Genomic DNA, 15,282 nt, shown 5'->3' on the forward strand with positions numbered 1-15,282 from the left:
CGACGCATCTTCGCGATGCGTCGCCTAATCTGATCACATCGGGTCGCGACGTCATGCGAGCGCCGATCGTTTCCGTTTGCGGTTTTCGGGCGGGCTGCCCGATCCGATCATGTCGTCCCGACGGCGGCGTTCGCGCGGCCGGCGCATATGACCGAGCCCTGTAGAAGGATTGAGGATGAGCGCATCCGTGCCTGGTCTGTTCAACGCCGTCTACGGGATCGTGCCGGCGATGGCGGTCGTCAACTTCGTTGTGATCCTCTCGCCCGGCAAGCATGCGCGTGCCGCGTGGGGAGACTATCGCCGGCAGCGCATCGCTAAGCCGGCGTTCGCGCGCCACACGATCCCGGCACGCGCATGCGTGCTGCCGGCCGGCGCCGATGCGCTGGCCGACACGCGCATCGCGGCGCGCGAATCATGAACGGCGACCGGCTCCGTGCATTCGTCGCGCTGATGCCCGATCGGGCATCGAGCGACGCGCTGCATGCGTTGCCGGTCACGCGCGGCGCACGCCGCACGCCGGCGGCCCAACTTCACGTGACGCTTGCGTTCATCGGCGCGATCGAGCGCCCGCGGTGCGACCTGCTGGCCGCGCGTCTGCCGGCGCTCGCGGCCGCCCACGCGCTGCCGCTGCAGCAGGTCGAGCGGATCGCATGGTGGCCGAGCCTGCCGCGCGCCAGGCTGATCGTGGCCGAACTCGCGGCCGATCCCGCGTGCGCGGCGCTGAACGCGGCGTTGTCTGCGGTGTTGCGCGAGCTCGGCGTGCCGGCCGATCACCGGCCGTTCCGGCCGCACGTGACGCTCGCACGGCTGCCGCGCGACGCGGACGGGCAGCCCGCGCATGGCGGCGCGATCGGCCGGCCGCTCGCGCTGCGCTTCGACGCGCTGACGTTGTTCGAAAGCCGGTTGTCGCACGAAGGCGTGTCGCATGTGCCGATCGTGTCGGCGCCGATCGCGGCTGCGGGCGGGTAGGGCAGAAGGGACGGCGAGCCGGTGCAGCGCGCCGGCTCGTTGCTTCGCTGCATAACGAGTGCAGCGCTACTCAGGAATGCCGCGCCATGCAGGAACGCAGCGTTACAGGGCGCTACGCGGCAACCTTGTCGTCGTCGTTCACGCGCTCGACGTTGATCGTGCCGACGTGGAACTCAGCCAGCGCCTCGCGATGCGCGATGCTGACGATCGCCGCTTTCGGCAGCCGTTCGGCGAACAAGTGATAGAGCCGCGCTTCGTTGTCGGCGTCGAGCGCGCTCGTCGCTTCGTCGAGGAACAGGAAGTCGGGCTTGTGCAGCAGCACGCGCGCACCCGCGAGCCGCTGCTGTTCGCCCGGCGACAGCACGCGCGTCCAGTGGCCGGTTTCGTCCAGACGGTCGACGTAGCCTTCGAGGCGGCACGCGCGCAGCGCGTCGCGGCATGCGTCGTCGGTGAAGGCATCGGGCGCGGCCGGATAGGTGAGTGCGGCCTTCAGCGTGCCGATCGGCAGATAGCTCGTCTGCGGCACGAACATCAACCGCGCGCCGACCGGCGCGTCGATCGCGCCGTCGCCAAACGGCCACAGGCCCGCGAGCGCGCGCATGAAGGTGCTCTTGCCGGAACCCGACTTGCCGACCACCAGCCAGCGCGAGCCCGGCTCGATCGTCACGTTGCCGATGTTCGCGAGCGCGGTGCCGTTCGGCAGCGCGAGCTTCAGCGACGACGTCGACAGCTTCGCCGCATCGACGTAGTGCAGGTTGATGCCGCCATGCTCGGTCGCGGGCGACAGGCTTTCCTTCAGATGCGACGTGCCCATCACGCGCTTGAATTCGCGCAGACGGTTGACGGTCGCGCGCCATTCGACGAGGGTGCCGTAGCTGTTGATGAACCACGAGAACGAATCGCTGACGGTGTTGAACGCGGACGAGATCTGCATCAGCACGCCGAACGAGAAGGCACCCGCGAAATAGCGCGGCGCCGCGACGACGAGCGGGAAAATCATCGCGATCTGCCCGTAGAAGCTCAGCACGAACGTGAGGCGCTTCGTGTATTTCATCACGCGCCACCAGTTGTCGCGAATGCGCATGAACAGGCCCTGCGCGTTGGCGGTCTCGGTTTTCTCGCCGTCGTAGAACGCGATCTGCTCGGCGTTCTCGCGCACGCGGATCAGCCCGAAGCGGAAGTCGGCCTCGACGCGCTGCTGCTGGTAGTTGATCGACACGAGCGGGTGACCGACCTTCTGGATGATCACCGAGCCGACCACTGCGTACAGTGCGGCCGCCCACACCATGTAGCCGGGAATCGTGATCGGCGTCGCGCCGAGCGAGACGCTCAACGCGCCGGCAAGCGACCACAGGATCGTGATGAACGACACGAGCGTGACGACCGTCGACAGCAGGTCGAGCGACAGCGCGAGCGTCGTCGTCGCGAACGACTGGAGGTCGTCGGTGATCCGCTGGTCGGGGTTGTCGGCGAGGTGGTCGCGCTCGATCCGGTAGAACGCGCGATCGCCGAGCCACTGGCCCAGAATGCGGTCGGTGAGCCATTGGCGCCAGCGGAAGCCGAGCATCTGGCGCAGGTAGCGGCCGTACACCGCAAGGATGATGAAGCCGAACGCGAGCGCGGAGAACTGCATCAGCAGGTTCGGGAATTCGTGGACGTCCTTCGACTGCAGCGCGTTGTAGAACTGCGCGTTCCACTTGTTCAGTTTGACGTTGATCCAGACCACGCAGAGGTTGATCGCGACGATCGTGATCAACAGCCCCCACGCGACCTTCCATTCGGACGACACCCAGTAGGGCTTGATGAGGCTCCACGCGGATACCGGGCGCTCGTCCTGCGGCGCGGCGTCGGAGCGGACGGGATCGATCGATTGGGTCATGTGCTTCCTGGTGAGTGGCCGGCGCGCGGGCCGGGCGGACCGGACGCGCGCCGCGATAGGAGATGCCGGCGACGAGGTGCCGACCGACAGCGGGCGTCGGGATGGTCGCCCGCGCGCCTTAAACGGCACTTAAGGCCGGCGGTGACGCGGCAACCGGCCGCTCGCGCAGCCGGCCTGCGGGCATTGTGCCAGAGCGGCGCGCTGCGACGGGCGAATTTGCCGCACGGGGACAGTTTGCGGCGCTTTCCGCTTTTATGGTCTAATGGCCGACGACGAAACAGGGGTGCTTCGAGTGCGGCCGCGGGTAGTTCCGGGCAGCGCTGCGAGGCTGAGAAAGACCCTTCGCACCCGATCCGGGTAATACCGGCGAGGGAAGTTTCTGATCCCGCCGGGCCGCGCTGGCCGCCATCCCACATGGTCAGCGCCCGAGTCCCGCCCGGCCGGCCTTTGCTGCCGGTTTCGTCCTTTTGGGTACGCGCATCGCGCGTTACGGAAGGAATGATGACCGCTCAATCTTCAGTCTTTTTCGCTGTTCCCGATCCGCTGCCGCGTGCGTCTGCACGAGGCGGCGCGCACGCGCCTGCGTCGGCCGTTCAGGCCCGCGCGCTTCGCATGGAGGGCGCACGATGAATCTCCGCACGTCGAACCTCGGCGCGTCGCGCCCGGATTTCGCGGTACTCGGCGGCGGCCTCGTCGGCCGCCTGGTCGCCTGGCGGCTCGCCGGCGACAGGCATCGCGTCGCCCTGTACGAGCGCGGCGGCCCCGGCGGCGAGCAGTCGGCCGCATGGATCGCCGCCGCGATGCTCGCGCCCGTCGCCGAGGCGGCGAGCGCCGAGCTGCTGATCACCGAGCTCGGTGTCGCGTCGCTCGCGCGCTGGCCGCAATGGCTCGCCGAGTTGCCGGAACCCGTGTTCTTCCAGCATCGCGGCACGCTGGTCGTCTGGCATCACGCCGATCGCGCGGAAGCGCCGCTGTTCGAGCGCCGCGTGCGCGCGAACGCGCCGGCCGAGCTGTTCGACGGCGGCTTCGTGGCGCTGGCCGGCGCGCAGGTGGATGCGGCCGAGCCCGCGCTCGCCGGCCGCTTCGCGCGCGGCCTGATGCTGCCGCGCGAAGGGCAGCTCGACAACCGGCAGGCGCTGCACGCGCTGGCGGCCGGCCTCGCGCAACGCAGCGTCGAGCTGCACTGGCACGCGACGATCGACGACGCGAACCGTCCCGACGCGCATTTCACGATCGATTGCCGCGGGCTCGGCGCGAAACCGGCGCTGCCGGCGCTGCGCGGCATCCGCGGCGAAGTCGCGCGCGTGCACGCGCCCGGCATCGGCCTCACGCGGCCGGTGCGGCTGCTGCATCCGCGCTATCCGCTGTACATCGCGCCGAAGCAGGACGACCTGTACGTGATCGGCGCGACCGAGGTGGAAGGCGAGGACATGTCGCCCGTCAGCGTGCGCTCGGCGCTCGAGCTGCTGAGCGCGGCGTTCTCCGTGCACCCGGCGTTCGGCGAGGCGCGCATCCTCGAACTGAATTCGCAGTGCCGCCCGACGCTGCCCGATCACCGCCCCGCGGTGATCTGGGACGGCGCGACGACGCTCGCGGTCAACGGCCTGTACCGGCACGGCTTCATGATCGCGCCGGAAGTCGCGCAGGCGGCCGCCGCGCTCGCGCAGGCGGCGCTCGGCGGCGCGTTCGCCGATGCCGACGCGTTTGCCGCGTGGCGCGACGCCGCGCGCTGGCCGACGCTCCTTCATCACCGCGACGACGCGCGCCAGCCGGCCTGACGCGCGCCGCCGACCGAATCCGACCGAGCCTCATGGATATCCAGATCAACCAGCAGACCCTGACGCTGCCCGACGGCGCGACCGTCGCCGATGCGCTCGCCGCGTACGGCGCGCGCCCGCCGTACGCGGTCGCGCTGAACGGCACGTTCGTCGCGCGCACGCAGCATGCGGCGCGCGCACTCGCGGCGGGCGACAAGCTCGACGTGGTGCATCCCGTCGCAGGCGGCTGAGCGTCGCCGCGTTGCCCCCGCTCTTCCAGGAAAACGACATGACGTCCCACACTTCCGCCGACGCACTCACGCTCTACGGCGCAACCTTCGCAAGCCGCGTACTGCTCGGCACGTCGCGCTATCCGTCGCTGCAGTCGCTGTCCGATTCGATCGACGCGTCGCGCCCCGGGATGGTGACCGTCGCGCTGCGCCGGCAGATGACGGGCGGCACCGCCGAGGCCGGCTTCTTCGATCTGCTCAAGCGCCACGCGGTGCCGCTGCTGCCGAACACGGCCGGCTGCCAGACCGTCGCCGAGGCCGTGACGACCGCGCACATGGCGCGCGAGGTGTTCGACACCGACTGGATCAAGCTGGAGCTGATCGGCGACGACTACACGCTGCAGCCCGACCCGGTCGGGCTGATCGAGGCAGCCGCGCAACTGGTCAAGGACGGCTTCAAGGTGCTTCCGTACTGCACCGAGGATCTCGTGATCGGCCGCCGCCTGCTCGACGTCGGCTGCGAGGCGCTGATGCCGTGGGGCGCGCCGATCGGCACCGGCAAGGGCGTCGTGAACCCGTACGGGCTGCGCGTGCTGCGCGAACGGCTGCCCGACGTGCCGCTGATCGTCGACGCCGGGCTCGGCGTGCCGTCGCATGCGTGCCAGGTGATGGAGTGGGGCTTCGACGGCGTGCTGCTGAACACGGCCGTGTCGCAGGCCACGCATCCGGAGATCATGGCGCGTGCGTTCGCCCAGGGCGTCGAAGCCGGCCGCGCCGCATACCTGGCCGGCCCGATGGACGCGCGCGAGACCGCGCATGCGAGCACGCCGGTCGTCGGCATGCCGTTCTGGCACCAGGACGGAGGCGGCGCATGAGCGCGCGCTTCGCCGACGCGTTCTGGCCGCCGGCCGACGAACTGGCCGAGGCGGCCGAGCGGATTCGCGCGCGCCTGGGCGACTGGCCGGCCGCGGCGACGCCGTGGCGCATCTGCGTCGCCGCGCCGGACGTGCCGGCCGACGGCGACGTGCTGATCGTGTCGGCCGGCGACCGGGCGGCCCAGGTGCGCGCGTCGGCCGCATCGCGCCCGGCGTCCGCCGACGCGGTCGCGATCGAATTCGACGAGCGCGGCGCGGTGCTGCATGCCGCCGGCGCGCGCCATGCGCTCGAAGGTGCCCATCCGCTCGCCGACGACTGGATCGCCGCGCTCGCGGCGTTCCTCGATTGCGGCTTCGCGCCGCTCGACGCGCTGGTGCTCGCGCTGGCGTGGCGCGACGGCGACGAAACCGGCGACGCGGACCCCTGGCCCGTCGACCCGGCACGATTCCCGCGCGTAGCCGGCCTGCCGGCCGCGCCGGAGCCCGCGTTCCCGCCGTGTCCGGCGCAACTGGGCCTGTATCCGGTGGTGCCCGACGCCGAATGGGTCGAACGCCTGCTCGATTGCGGCGTGCGCACCGTGCAGCTGCGGGTCAAGGGCGCGACTCCGGACGCGCTGCGCCGCGAGATCGCGCGCGCGGTGGCAGCAGGCCGGCGCTATCCGGATGCGCGCGTGTTCATCAACGATCACTGGCAGATCGCCGTAGAAGAAGGCGCGTACGGCGTACATCTGGGCCAGGAAGACCTCGACACGGCCGATCTCGCGACCATCGCGCGGGCCGGCCTGCGGCTCGGACTGTCGAGCCACGGTTATTACGAGATGTTGCGCGCGTTGCACGAGCGCCCGAGCTATCTGGCGCTCGGTCCCGTGTTCGCGACCGCGACCAAGGCGGTCGCCGCGCCGCCGCAGGGCCTCGCGCGGATCGCGCGCTATGCGCGCTTCGCGGCGGCGCGTGCGCCGCTGGTGGCGATCGGCGGCGTCAGCCTGGACGTGCTGCCGGACGTGCTGGCGACGGGCGTCGGCAGCGTCGCGGTGGTCAGCGCCATCACGGGCGCGGCCGATTATCGGGCGGCGGTTATTGCGTTGCAGCAATGGTTTGCCCGACAATTTGACAATCGTTGACCGCAGGGCTCGAAACGCCGTCGCGACATCATTCCGATGCAGGCCCTATAATTCGGCGTTCTGCGTAAAAGGACTGTCAGCTCCGTGAGCCCCACTCCTCCCGACACACTGCTGGAACTTCGCGACGTCGACTTCGGCTACGGCGACCGCCTCGTGCTGTCGAACCTGAACATGCGCTTCGGGCGCGGCCGGGTCGTGGCCGTGATGGGCGGGTCGGGTTGCGGCAAGACGACCGTGCTGCGGCTGATCGGCGGCCTGGTGCGCGCGAGCCGCGGCCAGGTGCTGTTCGACGGCGCCGACGTCGGCGCCCAGACGCGCGATGGCCTGTACGCGCTGCGCCGCAAGATGGGCATGCTGTTCCAGTTCGGCGCGCTGTTTACCGACATGTCGGTGTTCGAGAACGTCGCGTTCGCGCTGCGTGAGCACACCGACCTGCCCGACGACCTGATCCGCGATCTCGTGCTGATGAAGCTGAACGCGGTCGGGCTGCGCGGCGCCCGCGACCTGATGCCGTCCGAGGTATCGGGCGGGATGGCGCGACGCATCGCGCTCGCGCGCGCGATCGCGCTCGATCCCGAGCTGATCATGTACGACGAGCCGTTCGCCGGCCTCGATCCGATCTCGCTCGGCATCACCGCGAACCTGATCCGCACGCTGAACGAGGCGCTCGGCGCGACGTCGATCCTCGTCACGCACGACGTGCCCGAATCGTTCGCGATCGCCGACTACGTGTACTTCCTGGCCAATGGCGGCGTGCTCGCGCAGGGCACGCCGGCCGAGCTGCGCGCATCGACCGATCCGAGCGTGCGCCAGTTCATCGACGGCGCGCCGGACGGCCCGTACAAATTTCATTACACGAGCGCGCCGCTGGCGGCGGATTTCGGGCTCGGCGGAGGACGCGCATGATCAGCGCGATCGGACGTTACGTCATCGGCGGCCTCGAGCGCGCGGGCTACGGCACGCGGTTGTTCGTGCGCCTCGTGCTGGAATTCTTCCCGCTGCTGCGCCGGCCTCGGCTCGTCACCAAGCAGATCCACTTCCTCGGCAACTACTCGTTCGTGATCATCGCCGTGTCGGGGCTGTTCGTCGGCTTCGTGCTCGGGCTGCAGGGCTACTACACGCTGAATCGCTACGGGTCCGAGCAGGCACTCGGGCTGCTCGTCGCGCTGTCGCTGGTGCGCGAACTGGGGCCGGTCGTGACCGCGCTGCTGTTCGCGGGCCGCGCCGGCACGTCGCTGACCGCCGAAATCGGCCTGATGAAGGCCGGCGAACAGCTGACCGCGCTCGAGATGATGGCCGTCGACCCGCTGAAGACGGTGATCGCGCCGCGCCTGTGGGCCGGCATCATCGCGATGCCGCTGCTCGCGGCGATCTTCAACGCGGTCGGCGTGCTCGGCGGCTATTTCGTCGGCGTGGTGCTGATCGGCGTCGATCCGGGCGCGTTCTGGTCGCAGATGCAGGGCGGTGTCGAGGTCTGGGCCGACGTCGGCAACGGCGTGATCAAGAGCATCGTGTTCGGATTCGCCGTCACCTTCATTGCGCTGTTTCAGGGGTATGAAGCGAAGCCCACGCCCGAGGGCGTGTCGCGCGCGACGACCAAGACGGTCGTGTTCGCGTCGCTCGCCGTACTCGGCCTCGATTTCCTGCTGACCGCGCTGATGTTCAGCTAAGCCTCAGCCAAGCCAAATTTTGGAATGACGATGAAAAAGACTGCTCTCGACTTCTGGGTCGGCCTGTTCGTGGTGGTGGGCTTCCTTGCCGTGCTGTTCCTTGCGCTCAAGGTCGGCAACATGAGCTCGCTGTCGTTTCAGCCGACCTACTCGGTGCGGATGAAATTCGACAACATCGGCGGGCTGAAGCCGCGCGCGGCCGTGAAGAGCGCGGGCGTCGTGGTCGGCCGCGTGAAGTCGGTCGGCTTCGACACCAACACGTACCAGGCGGTCGTGACGATCGACGTCGACGGCCAATACCAGTTCCCGAAGGATTCGTCGGCGAAGATCCTGACGTCCGGGCTGCTCGGCGAGCAGTACATCGGCCTCGATCCGGGCGGCGACACGGAAATGTTGAAGTCGGGCGATACGATCACGATGACGCAGTCGGCGATCGTGCTCGAGAACCTGATCGGCCAGTTCCTGTACAGCAAGGCGGCCGACGCGGGCGGCGCGAAGCCCGCCGCCGCGGCGCCGGCTGCACCGGCCGCGCCCGCGCCCGCACCGGTGGCGGTGCCGGCCTCCGCGGTGTCCGGCTCGGCCGCCCAATAACCACACGAGAACAAGAGAAGAGGGTAATGACCATGCAGACGATCCGCATCAGACATGCCGCGCTGGCCGTGGCGGCAGTCGCCGCGTTGAGCGGTTGCGCGACCGTGCAGACGCCGACCAAGGGCGATCCGCTCGAGGGCTTCAACCGGTCGATGTACAAGTTCAACGACACCGTCGACACGTACGCGCTGAAGCCGGTGGCGAAGGGCTATCAATACGTGGTGCCGCAGCCGGTGCGCGACAGCGTGACCAACTTCTTCTCGAACATCGGCGACGTCTACATCGCCGCGAACAACATCGTGCAGCTGCGCATCGCCGACGGGGTGGGCGACATCATGCGGGTCGTGATCAACACGGTGTTCGGCGTCGGCGGCCTGTTCGACGTCGCGACGGTCGCGAAACTGCCGAAGCACACGGCCGACTTCGGCGTCACGATGGGCCGCTACGGCGTGCCGGCCGGCCCGTACCTGGTGCTGCCGCTGCTCGGCCCGAGCACGCTGCGCGACACGGCCGGCCTCGGCGTCGACTACATCGGCAACCCGCTCACCTACGTGAAGCCGGACGGATTGAGCTGGGGCCTGTTCGGCGTGAACCTCGTGAACACGCGTGCGAACCTGCTCGGCGCAGGCGACGTGCTCGACGCGGCCGCGCTCGACAAGTATTCGTTCGTCCGCAACGCGTATCTGCAGCGCCGCCAGATGCTGATCAACAACGCGCGCGGCGAAGCCGCCACGGCGTCGGGCAGCGATGCGCTGCCGAAGTACGACCTGCCGGACGACGGCGCGGCTCCGGCTGCCGCCGGCGCCGCAGCCGTCGGCGGCGCGACCGCGCCGGCCGGTGCGTCGGGCGCGGCGATTGCGGCACCGGCATCCGGCGCCGCCGAGGCGCCGAACCCGGCGAGCGCGACGAACGTGCCGGCGATGCAGATGACGCCGCCGTCGCCGGGCGGCTTCCGCTTCCCGAGCATCAAGCTGCACTGAGAAGCTGCACTGAGCCGCTTACATTCGTTACAGCCGGAAACGATTCAGTCGGTGGCGCGCGCGAACTTGCGCGTAAGCTACCGGCTCAAAGCTTTGCCTCGACTCATTCACGCAGGTCATTACGATGAAAAAACTGTTCCTGATCCCCGTATTCGCGACGTTGTTCTCGTTCGGCAGCGCGGCGCACGCGCAAGTCGACCAGTCGAATCCGCAGGGTTTGATCAAGACGGCGACGCAGCAGGTGCTCGATGAAGTCAAGCAGCAGACGATCAAGCAGGGCGACACCAACCGCATCATCACGATCGTCAACAAGGACATCCTGCCGTACACCGATTTCCGCCGCACCACGCAGCTCGCGATGGGCCGCAACTGGCGCGCCGCGACGGCCGAGCAGCAGCAGCAGGTTCAGGAGCAGTTCAAGCTGCTGCTGATCCGCACGTACTCGGGCGCGCTCGCGCAGCTCAAGCCCGACCAGCAGATCCAGTACCCGCCGTTCCGCGCCGATCCGGCCGACACCGACGTCGTCGTGAAGACGGTCGCGATGAACAACGGCCAGCCGGTGCAGATCGACTACCGCCTGTACAAGACGGCCAACGGCTGGAAGGTGTACGACCTCAACGTGCTCGGCGCGTGGCTGATCCAGACGTATCAGCAGCAGTTCAACGAGAAGATCCAGCAAAGCGGCGTGGACGGCCTGATCAAGTTCCTCACGCAGCGTAACCAGGAGCTTGCCGCCGGCAAGCAGGCGTCGTGAGCGGCTTCCAAGCCGGCTCCTCGATGACCGTCGCGAGCGCGAAGGCCGCGCTCGCGGACGGTCTTGCGCGCATCGACGCGGGCGCGAGCGCCGTCGATTGCGCGACGCTGACGCAGTTCGATTCGTCGGCGCTCGCCGTGCTGCTCGCCTGGCAACGTGCCGCCCAAGCGCGCGGCACGACGCTCGACATCGTCAACCTCCCTCCCAAGCTCGCGAGCCTCGCGCGCGCGTACGGCGTCGACGCCCTGCTCGACGGCACCGGCCGACATTGACGCTGCCCGATCGAAGCCTGCCGCGCCAGCCGGCGCGCGCACGCTTCGGGCCGCGCGCCGTCGGCGCCGGCTCCACCAGCCGGTTTGCCCTATAATCAAGCGTTTTGCGGGGCTGCCAATCGGCGTCCGGCCCCGTTTTCATTCGCAGCAAGCACAGAATAGGCGTCGCGGCCGTTGCGCCGCGCACAGTCATGTCAGCCATAGAAATCCGTCACGTCAAGAAGCGCTACAAGTCGCTTCAGGCGCTCAAGGGCGTCAGCCTGTCGGTCGAGGAAGGCGAGTTTTTCGGTCTGCTCGGCCCCAACGGCGCAGGCAAGACCACGCTCATCAGCATCCTCGCCGGGCTCGCCCGGGCCGATGAAGGCAGCATTTCGGTGCGCGGCCACGACGTCGTCAAGGATTTCCGCGGCGCGCGCCGCGCGCTCGGCGTGGTGCCGCAGGAGCTCGTGTTCGATCCGTTCTTCACCGTGCGCGAGACGCTGCGGATCCAGTCCGGCTATTTCGGGCTGCGCCGCAACGACGACTGGATCGACGAGGTGATGGCCAATCTCGACCTCACCGAGAAGGCCGATGCGAACATGCGCGCGCTGTCGGGCGGGATGAAGCGCCGCGTGCTGGTCGCGCAGGCGCTCGTGCATCGGCCGCCCGTGATCGTGCTCGACGAGCCGACCGCCGGCGTCGACGTCGAACTGCGCCAGACGCTGTGGAAGTTCATCTCGCGGCTGAACCGCGAGGGCCACACGATCGTCCTCACGACCCATTACCTCGAGGAAGCCGAGTCGCTGTGCGACCGCATCGCGATGCTGCGTCGCGGCGAAGTGGTCGCGCTCGACCGCACCGACGCGCTGCTGCGCCGCTTCGCGGGGCTGCAGCTGTATCTGCGGCTCGCGACCGGCGCGCTGCCCGTCGAGCTGCGCGGGCTGGAGACCGATCCGGCCGCGCGCGCGCCGGGTGAGCATCTGCTGCGCCTCACCAACTACGACGATGTCGAACGCATCCTCGCGCAATGCCGCGCGGCCGGCTGCACGTTCGACGAGATCGAGATCCGCAAGGCGGATCTCGAGGATGTGTTCGTCCAGGTGATGAACGGGGCCGAGGTCATCGAGGGTTTGGCATGAGCGGGTTTCAAACGCTGTTCTACAAGGAACTGCTGCGCTTCTGGAAGGTGTCGTTCCAGACGGTCTGTGCGCCGATCGTCACGGCGCTGCTGTACCTGACGATCTTCGGCCACGCGCTGTCGGGCCGCGTCGAGGTGTATCCGGGCGTCGAATACGTGAGCTTTCTGGTGCCGGGCCTCGTGATGATGAGCGTGCTGCAGAACGCATTCGCGAACAGCTCGTCGTCGCTGATCCAGTCGAAGATCACCGGCAACCTCGTGTTCATGCTGCTGCCGCCGCTGTCCTACAAGGACATCTTCGGCGCGTACGTGCTCGCCTCGGTCGTGCGCGGGCTCGCGGTCGGCACCGGCGTGTTCGTCGTGACGATCTGGTTTATCCCGATGCATTTCGCGGCGCCGTTGTTCATCATCGCGTTCGCGCTGCTCGGATCCGCGATCCTCGGCACGCTCGGGCTGATCGCCGGGATCTGGGCCGAGAAGTTCGACCAGCTCGCCGCGTTCCAGAACTTCCTGATCATGCCGCTGACGTTCCTGTCCGGCGTGTTCTATTCGACGCACTCGCTGCCGCCCGTGTGGCGCGAGATCTCGCGTCTCAACCCGTTTTTCTACATGATCGACGGCTTCCGTTACGGGTTCTTCGGCGCGTCCGACATCAACCCGCTCGAGAGCCTCGCGATCGTCACCGGTTTCTTCGTGCTGCTCGCGATGTTCGCGATGCGGCTGCTCGCGACCGGCTACAAACTGCGTCATTGATATCGACAGGCAGCGGCCGCCGCGGGCGGCGCGCGCCGACAGGAGCCCCTCATGTTGCCGACTCCCGAACAGGTCAAGCAATACATCGCCGGCGGTCTCGCCTGCACCCATCTGGAAGTCGAAGGCGACGGCCAGCATTTCTTCGCGACGATCGTGTCGGCGGCCTTCGAAGGCAAGCGACCGATCCAGCGGCACCAGCTCGTCTATGCGGCGCTCGGCGATCGCATGAAGCAGGAAATCCACGCGCTCAGCATGAAGACGCTGACGCCCGCCGAATGGCAGAACGCATAACCGGAACCACTGAGTGCAAGTCACCGCCAACGAGCGCGACGCCGTCGAGAGCGTCGCCACGGCACACCCGGCCGCCAACGGGGAATCGCAGGGACACGGGATGGACAAGCTGGTGATCGAAGGCGGCCGCCGGCTGTCCGGCGAGATCGTCGTGTCGGGCGCGAAGAATGCGGCGCTGCCGATTCTCTGTGCGGGCCTGCTCAGCGCCGAGCCCGTCGAGCTCGACAACGTGCCGAACCTGAAGGACGTGTGCACCACGCTGAAGGTCCTGAACCAGATGGGCGTGCAGAGCGAAACGGACGGCTGCCGCGTGCGGCTCGACGCGTCGCGCGTCGACAACCTGGTCGCGCCGTACGAGCTCGTCAAGACGATGCGCGCGTCGATCCTCGTGCTGGGGCCGCTGCTCGCGCGCTTCGGCGAGGCGAAGGTGTCGCTGCCGGGCGGCTGCGCGATCGGCGCGCGCCCGGTCGACCAGCACATCAAGGGCCTGCAGGCGATGGGCGCCGAGATCAGCATCGAGCACGGCTTCATCGAGGCGCGCGCGAAGCGGCTGAAAGGCGCCCGCATCGTCACCGACATGATCACGGTCACGGGGACGGAAAACCTGCTGATGGCCGCGACGCTCGCCGACGGCGAAACGGTGATCGAGAACGCGGCGCGCGAGCCCGAAGTGAGCGATCTCGCACACTTGCTGGTCGCGATGGGCGCGAAAATCGACGGCATCGGCACCGACCGTCTCGTGATCCAGGGCGTCGAGCGCCTGCACGGCGCGCGCCATTCGGTGATCCCCGACCGCATCGAGGCCGGCACGTTCCTGTGCGCGGTCGCGGCGGCCGGCGGCGACGTGATGCTGACGGGCGTGCGCCCGCACATTCTCGACGCGGTGATCGACAAGCTGCGCGAGGCAGGCGTGTCGATCGACGAAGGCGACAGCTGGCTGCGCGTGCGGATGGACCGCCGCCCGTCGGCCGTGACGATCCGCACGTCCGAATATCCGGCGTTCCCGACCGACATGCAGGCGCAGTTCATGGCCCTCAATACGGTGGCGTCGGGCACGGCGCAGGTGGTGGAGACCATCTTCGAGAACCGCTTCATGCACGTGCAGGAACTGAACCGGCTCGGCGCGAACATCACGATCGACGGCAACACCGCGCTCGTGACGGGCGTCGACAAGCTGTCCGGCGCGAACGTGATGGCGACCGACCTGCGCGCGTCGGCGAGCCTCGTGATCGCCGGGCTGCGCGCGGAAGGCGAGACGCTCGTCGACCGCATCTATCATCTGGACCGCGGCTACGACCGCATGGAAACGAAATTGACCGCCGTCGGCGCCAACGTGCGCCGCCTCTCCGGGAGCCAAGCATGAGCGCGCCGTTGACCCTCGCCCTGTCGAAGGGCCGGATTTTCGAGGAAACCCTGCCGCTGCTGGCAGCCGCCGGCGTGCAGGTGGCCGAGGACCCTGAAACGTCGCGCAAGCTGATCCTGCCGACGACCGATCCGAACCTGCGCGTGATCATCGTGCGCGCGAGCGACGTGCCGACCTACGTCGAGTACGGCGCGGCCGATTTCGGCGTGGCCGGCAAGGACGTGCTGGTCGAGCACGGCGGCTCGGGCCTGTATCAACCGATCGATCTGAACATTGCCCGCTGCCGGATGTCGGTGGCGGTGCCGGCCGGTTTCGACTATGCGAACGCGGTGCGCCAGGGCGCGCGCCTGCGGGTTGCGACCAAGTACGTCGAGACGGCCCGCGAACACTTCGCCGCGAAGGGCGTGCACGTCGACCTCATCAAGCTGTACGGCTCGATGGAGCTCGCGCCGCTCGTCGGGCTGGCCGACGCGATCGTCGACCTGGTCAGCTCGGGCGGCACGCTGAAGGCGAACAATCTGGTCGAGGTCGAGGAGATCATGTCGATCTCGTCGCGCCTCGTCGTGAACCAGGCTGCGCTGAAGTTGAAGCGCACGGCGCTCAAGCCGTTCCTCGACGCGTTCGAACGCGCGTCGCAGAATGGCAACTGAGCGCATCACC

Annotated in this window: 18 protein-coding genes and 1 riboswitch; of the genes, 17 read left to right on the top strand and 1 reads right to left on the bottom strand. The window is 68.5% G+C overall.

Annotated features, from left to right (window positions below; translation table 11 throughout):
• The first annotated feature begins 175 nt into the window (after nucleotides 1–175).
• Nucleotides 176–418 (top strand): hypothetical protein, encoded by a 243-nt coding sequence (locus MYA_RS01625; protein WP_014722302.1) that lies wholly within the window; start codon nucleotides 176–178, stop codon nucleotides 416–418.
• Nucleotides 415–969, top strand: coding sequence for an RNA 2',3'-cyclic phosphodiesterase (gene thpR / locus MYA_RS01630; RefSeq protein ID WP_014722303.1), 555 nt, complete (start codon nucleotides 415–417; stop codon nucleotides 967–969). Before MYA_RS01625 ends, thpR begins: the two co-directional genes overlap by 4 nt.
• 112 nt (nucleotides 970–1,081) lie before the next feature.
• Here thpR and MYA_RS01635 read toward each other — a convergent pair whose 3' ends face one another.
• A complete protein-coding gene (locus tag MYA_RS01635) occupies nucleotides 1,082–2,848 on the bottom strand; it encodes an ABC transporter ATP-binding protein/permease (protein WP_014722304.1) in 1,767 nt (588 codons plus the stop codon).
• A 269-nt stretch (nucleotides 2,849–3,117) separates the two neighbouring features.
• Nucleotides 3,118–3,240: riboswitch (TPP riboswitch) on the top strand.
• Nucleotides 3,241–3,474: 234 nt separating this feature from the next.
• On the opposite strand from MYA_RS01635, the gene MYA_RS01640 reads away from it, so the two are divergent.
• The 15 genes from MYA_RS01640 (at nucleotide 3,475) to hisG (ending at nucleotide 15,272) form a co-directional block, all read left to right on the top strand.
• A complete protein-coding gene (locus MYA_RS01640) occupies nucleotides 3,475–4,626 on the top strand; it encodes an FAD-dependent oxidoreductase (RefSeq protein WP_014722306.1) in 1,152 nt (383 codons plus the stop codon).
• 32 nt (nucleotides 4,627–4,658) lie between these two features.
• A complete protein-coding gene (gene thiS, locus MYA_RS01645; RefSeq protein WP_011883040.1) occupies nucleotides 4,659–4,856 on the top strand; it encodes a sulfur carrier protein ThiS in 198 nt (65 codons plus the stop codon).
• Nucleotides 4,857–4,894: 38 nt separating this feature from the next.
• Nucleotides 4,895–5,710, top strand: coding sequence for a thiazole synthase (locus MYA_RS01650; RefSeq protein WP_011883041.1), 816 nt, complete (start codon nucleotides 4,895–4,897; stop codon nucleotides 5,708–5,710).
• On the top strand, nucleotides 5,707–6,831 hold the full coding sequence (thiE, locus tag MYA_RS29135; RefSeq protein WP_034193999.1) for a thiamine phosphate synthase: 1,125 nt from the start codon (nucleotides 5,707–5,709) through the stop codon (nucleotides 6,829–6,831). Before MYA_RS01650 ends, thiE begins: the two co-directional genes overlap by 4 nt.
• A gap of 84 nt (nucleotides 6,832–6,915) precedes the next feature.
• Complete coding sequence (locus MYA_RS01660; RefSeq protein WP_011883043.1) at nucleotides 6,916–7,737, top strand: ABC transporter ATP-binding protein; 822 nt, start codon at nucleotides 6,916–6,918, stop codon at nucleotides 7,735–7,737.
• Complete coding sequence (gene mlaE / locus MYA_RS01665; protein WP_011883044.1) at nucleotides 7,734–8,501, top strand: lipid asymmetry maintenance ABC transporter permease subunit MlaE; 768 nt, start codon at nucleotides 7,734–7,736, stop codon at nucleotides 8,499–8,501. The genes MYA_RS01660 and mlaE overlap by 4 nt, the downstream gene beginning before the upstream one ends.
• A gap of 24 nt (nucleotides 8,502–8,525) precedes the next feature.
• Nucleotides 8,526–9,092 (top strand): outer membrane lipid asymmetry maintenance protein MlaD, encoded by a 567-nt coding sequence (gene mlaD, locus MYA_RS01670; protein WP_034193998.1) that lies wholly within the window; start codon nucleotides 8,526–8,528, stop codon nucleotides 9,090–9,092.
• A 32-nt stretch (nucleotides 9,093–9,124) separates the two neighbouring features.
• Nucleotides 9,125–10,072, top strand: a complete 948-nt coding sequence (locus MYA_RS01675; protein WP_014722308.1) for an MlaA family lipoprotein — start codon at nucleotides 9,125–9,127, stop codon at nucleotides 10,070–10,072.
• Between the two features lie 124 nt (nucleotides 10,073–10,196).
• Nucleotides 10,197–10,826 (top strand): MlaC/ttg2D family ABC transporter substrate-binding protein, encoded by a 630-nt coding sequence (locus MYA_RS01680; RefSeq protein WP_011883047.1) that lies wholly within the window; start codon nucleotides 10,197–10,199, stop codon nucleotides 10,824–10,826.
• A complete protein-coding gene (locus MYA_RS01685; RefSeq protein ID WP_034193997.1) occupies nucleotides 10,823–11,098 on the top strand; it encodes an STAS domain-containing protein in 276 nt (91 codons plus the stop codon). Before MYA_RS01680 ends, MYA_RS01685 begins: the two co-directional genes overlap by 4 nt.
• A 191-nt stretch (nucleotides 11,099–11,289) precedes the next feature.
• A complete protein-coding gene (locus MYA_RS01690; protein ID WP_014722310.1) occupies nucleotides 11,290–12,216 on the top strand; it encodes an ABC transporter ATP-binding protein in 927 nt (308 codons plus the stop codon).
• A complete protein-coding gene (locus MYA_RS01695; RefSeq protein ID WP_011883050.1) occupies nucleotides 12,213–12,968 on the top strand; it encodes an ABC transporter permease in 756 nt (251 codons plus the stop codon). The genes MYA_RS01690 and MYA_RS01695 overlap by 4 nt, the downstream gene beginning before the upstream one ends.
• A gap of 51 nt (nucleotides 12,969–13,019) precedes the next feature.
• Nucleotides 13,020–13,259 carry a BolA family protein gene (locus MYA_RS01700; RefSeq protein ID WP_006477131.1) on the top strand — a complete coding sequence of 80 codons (240 nt, stop codon included), beginning with the start codon at nucleotides 13,020–13,022 and terminating at the stop codon, nucleotides 13,257–13,259.
• A 13-nt stretch (nucleotides 13,260–13,272) separates the two neighbouring features.
• The gene (murA, locus tag MYA_RS01705; RefSeq protein WP_014722311.1) at nucleotides 13,273–14,622 is read left to right on the top strand and encodes a UDP-N-acetylglucosamine 1-carboxyvinyltransferase; all 1,350 of its coding nucleotides are present in this window, start codon (nucleotides 13,273–13,275) and stop codon (nucleotides 14,620–14,622) included.
• Nucleotides 14,619–15,272 carry an ATP phosphoribosyltransferase gene (gene hisG / locus MYA_RS01710; RefSeq protein ID WP_011883052.1) on the top strand — a complete coding sequence of 218 codons (654 nt, stop codon included), beginning with the start codon at nucleotides 14,619–14,621 and terminating at the stop codon, nucleotides 15,270–15,272. The genes murA and hisG overlap by 4 nt, the downstream gene beginning before the upstream one ends.
• Nucleotides 15,273–15,282 lie beyond the last annotated feature (10 nt).

Source organism: Burkholderia sp. KJ006 (genome assembly GCF_000262695.1).
In the GTDB taxonomy this organism is placed as follows: domain Bacteria; phylum Pseudomonadota; class Gammaproteobacteria; order Burkholderiales; family Burkholderiaceae; genus Burkholderia; species Burkholderia vietnamiensis.

Coding starts and splice junctions, on each gene's coding strand:
- MYA_RS01625 (WP_014722302.1), top strand. CDS start 176: ATGAGCGCATCCGTGCCTGGTCTGTTCAACGCCGTCTACGGGATCGTG.
- thpR (WP_014722303.1), top strand. CDS start 415: ATGAACGGCGACCGGCTCCGTGCATTCGTCGCGCTGATGCCCGATCGG.
- MYA_RS01635 (WP_014722304.1), bottom strand. CDS start 2,848: ATGACCCAATCGATCGATCCCGTCCGCTCCGACGCCGCGCCGCAGGAC.
- MYA_RS01640 (WP_014722306.1), top strand. CDS start 3,475: ATGAATCTCCGCACGTCGAACCTCGGCGCGTCGCGCCCGGATTTCGCG.
- thiS (WP_011883040.1), top strand. CDS start 4,659: ATGGATATCCAGATCAACCAGCAGACCCTGACGCTGCCCGACGGCGCG.
- MYA_RS01650 (WP_011883041.1), top strand. CDS start 4,895: ATGACGTCCCACACTTCCGCCGACGCACTCACGCTCTACGGCGCAACC.
- thiE (WP_034193999.1), top strand. CDS start 5,707: ATGAGCGCGCGCTTCGCCGACGCGTTCTGGCCGCCGGCCGACGAACTG.
- mlaE (WP_011883044.1), top strand. CDS start 7,734: ATGATCAGCGCGATCGGACGTTACGTCATCGGCGGCCTCGAGCGCGCG.
- mlaD (WP_034193998.1), top strand. CDS start 8,526: ATGACGATGAAAAAGACTGCTCTCGACTTCTGGGTCGGCCTGTTCGTG.
- MYA_RS01675 (WP_014722308.1), top strand. CDS start 9,125: ATGCAGACGATCCGCATCAGACATGCCGCGCTGGCCGTGGCGGCAGTC.
- MYA_RS01680 (WP_011883047.1), top strand. CDS start 10,197: ATGAAAAAACTGTTCCTGATCCCCGTATTCGCGACGTTGTTCTCGTTC.
- MYA_RS01690 (WP_014722310.1), top strand. CDS start 11,290: ATGTCAGCCATAGAAATCCGTCACGTCAAGAAGCGCTACAAGTCGCTT.
- MYA_RS01695 (WP_011883050.1), top strand. CDS start 12,213: ATGAGCGGGTTTCAAACGCTGTTCTACAAGGAACTGCTGCGCTTCTGG.
- MYA_RS01700 (WP_006477131.1), top strand. CDS start 13,020: ATGTTGCCGACTCCCGAACAGGTCAAGCAATACATCGCCGGCGGTCTC.
- hisG (WP_011883052.1), top strand. CDS start 14,619: ATGAGCGCGCCGTTGACCCTCGCCCTGTCGAAGGGCCGGATTTTCGAG.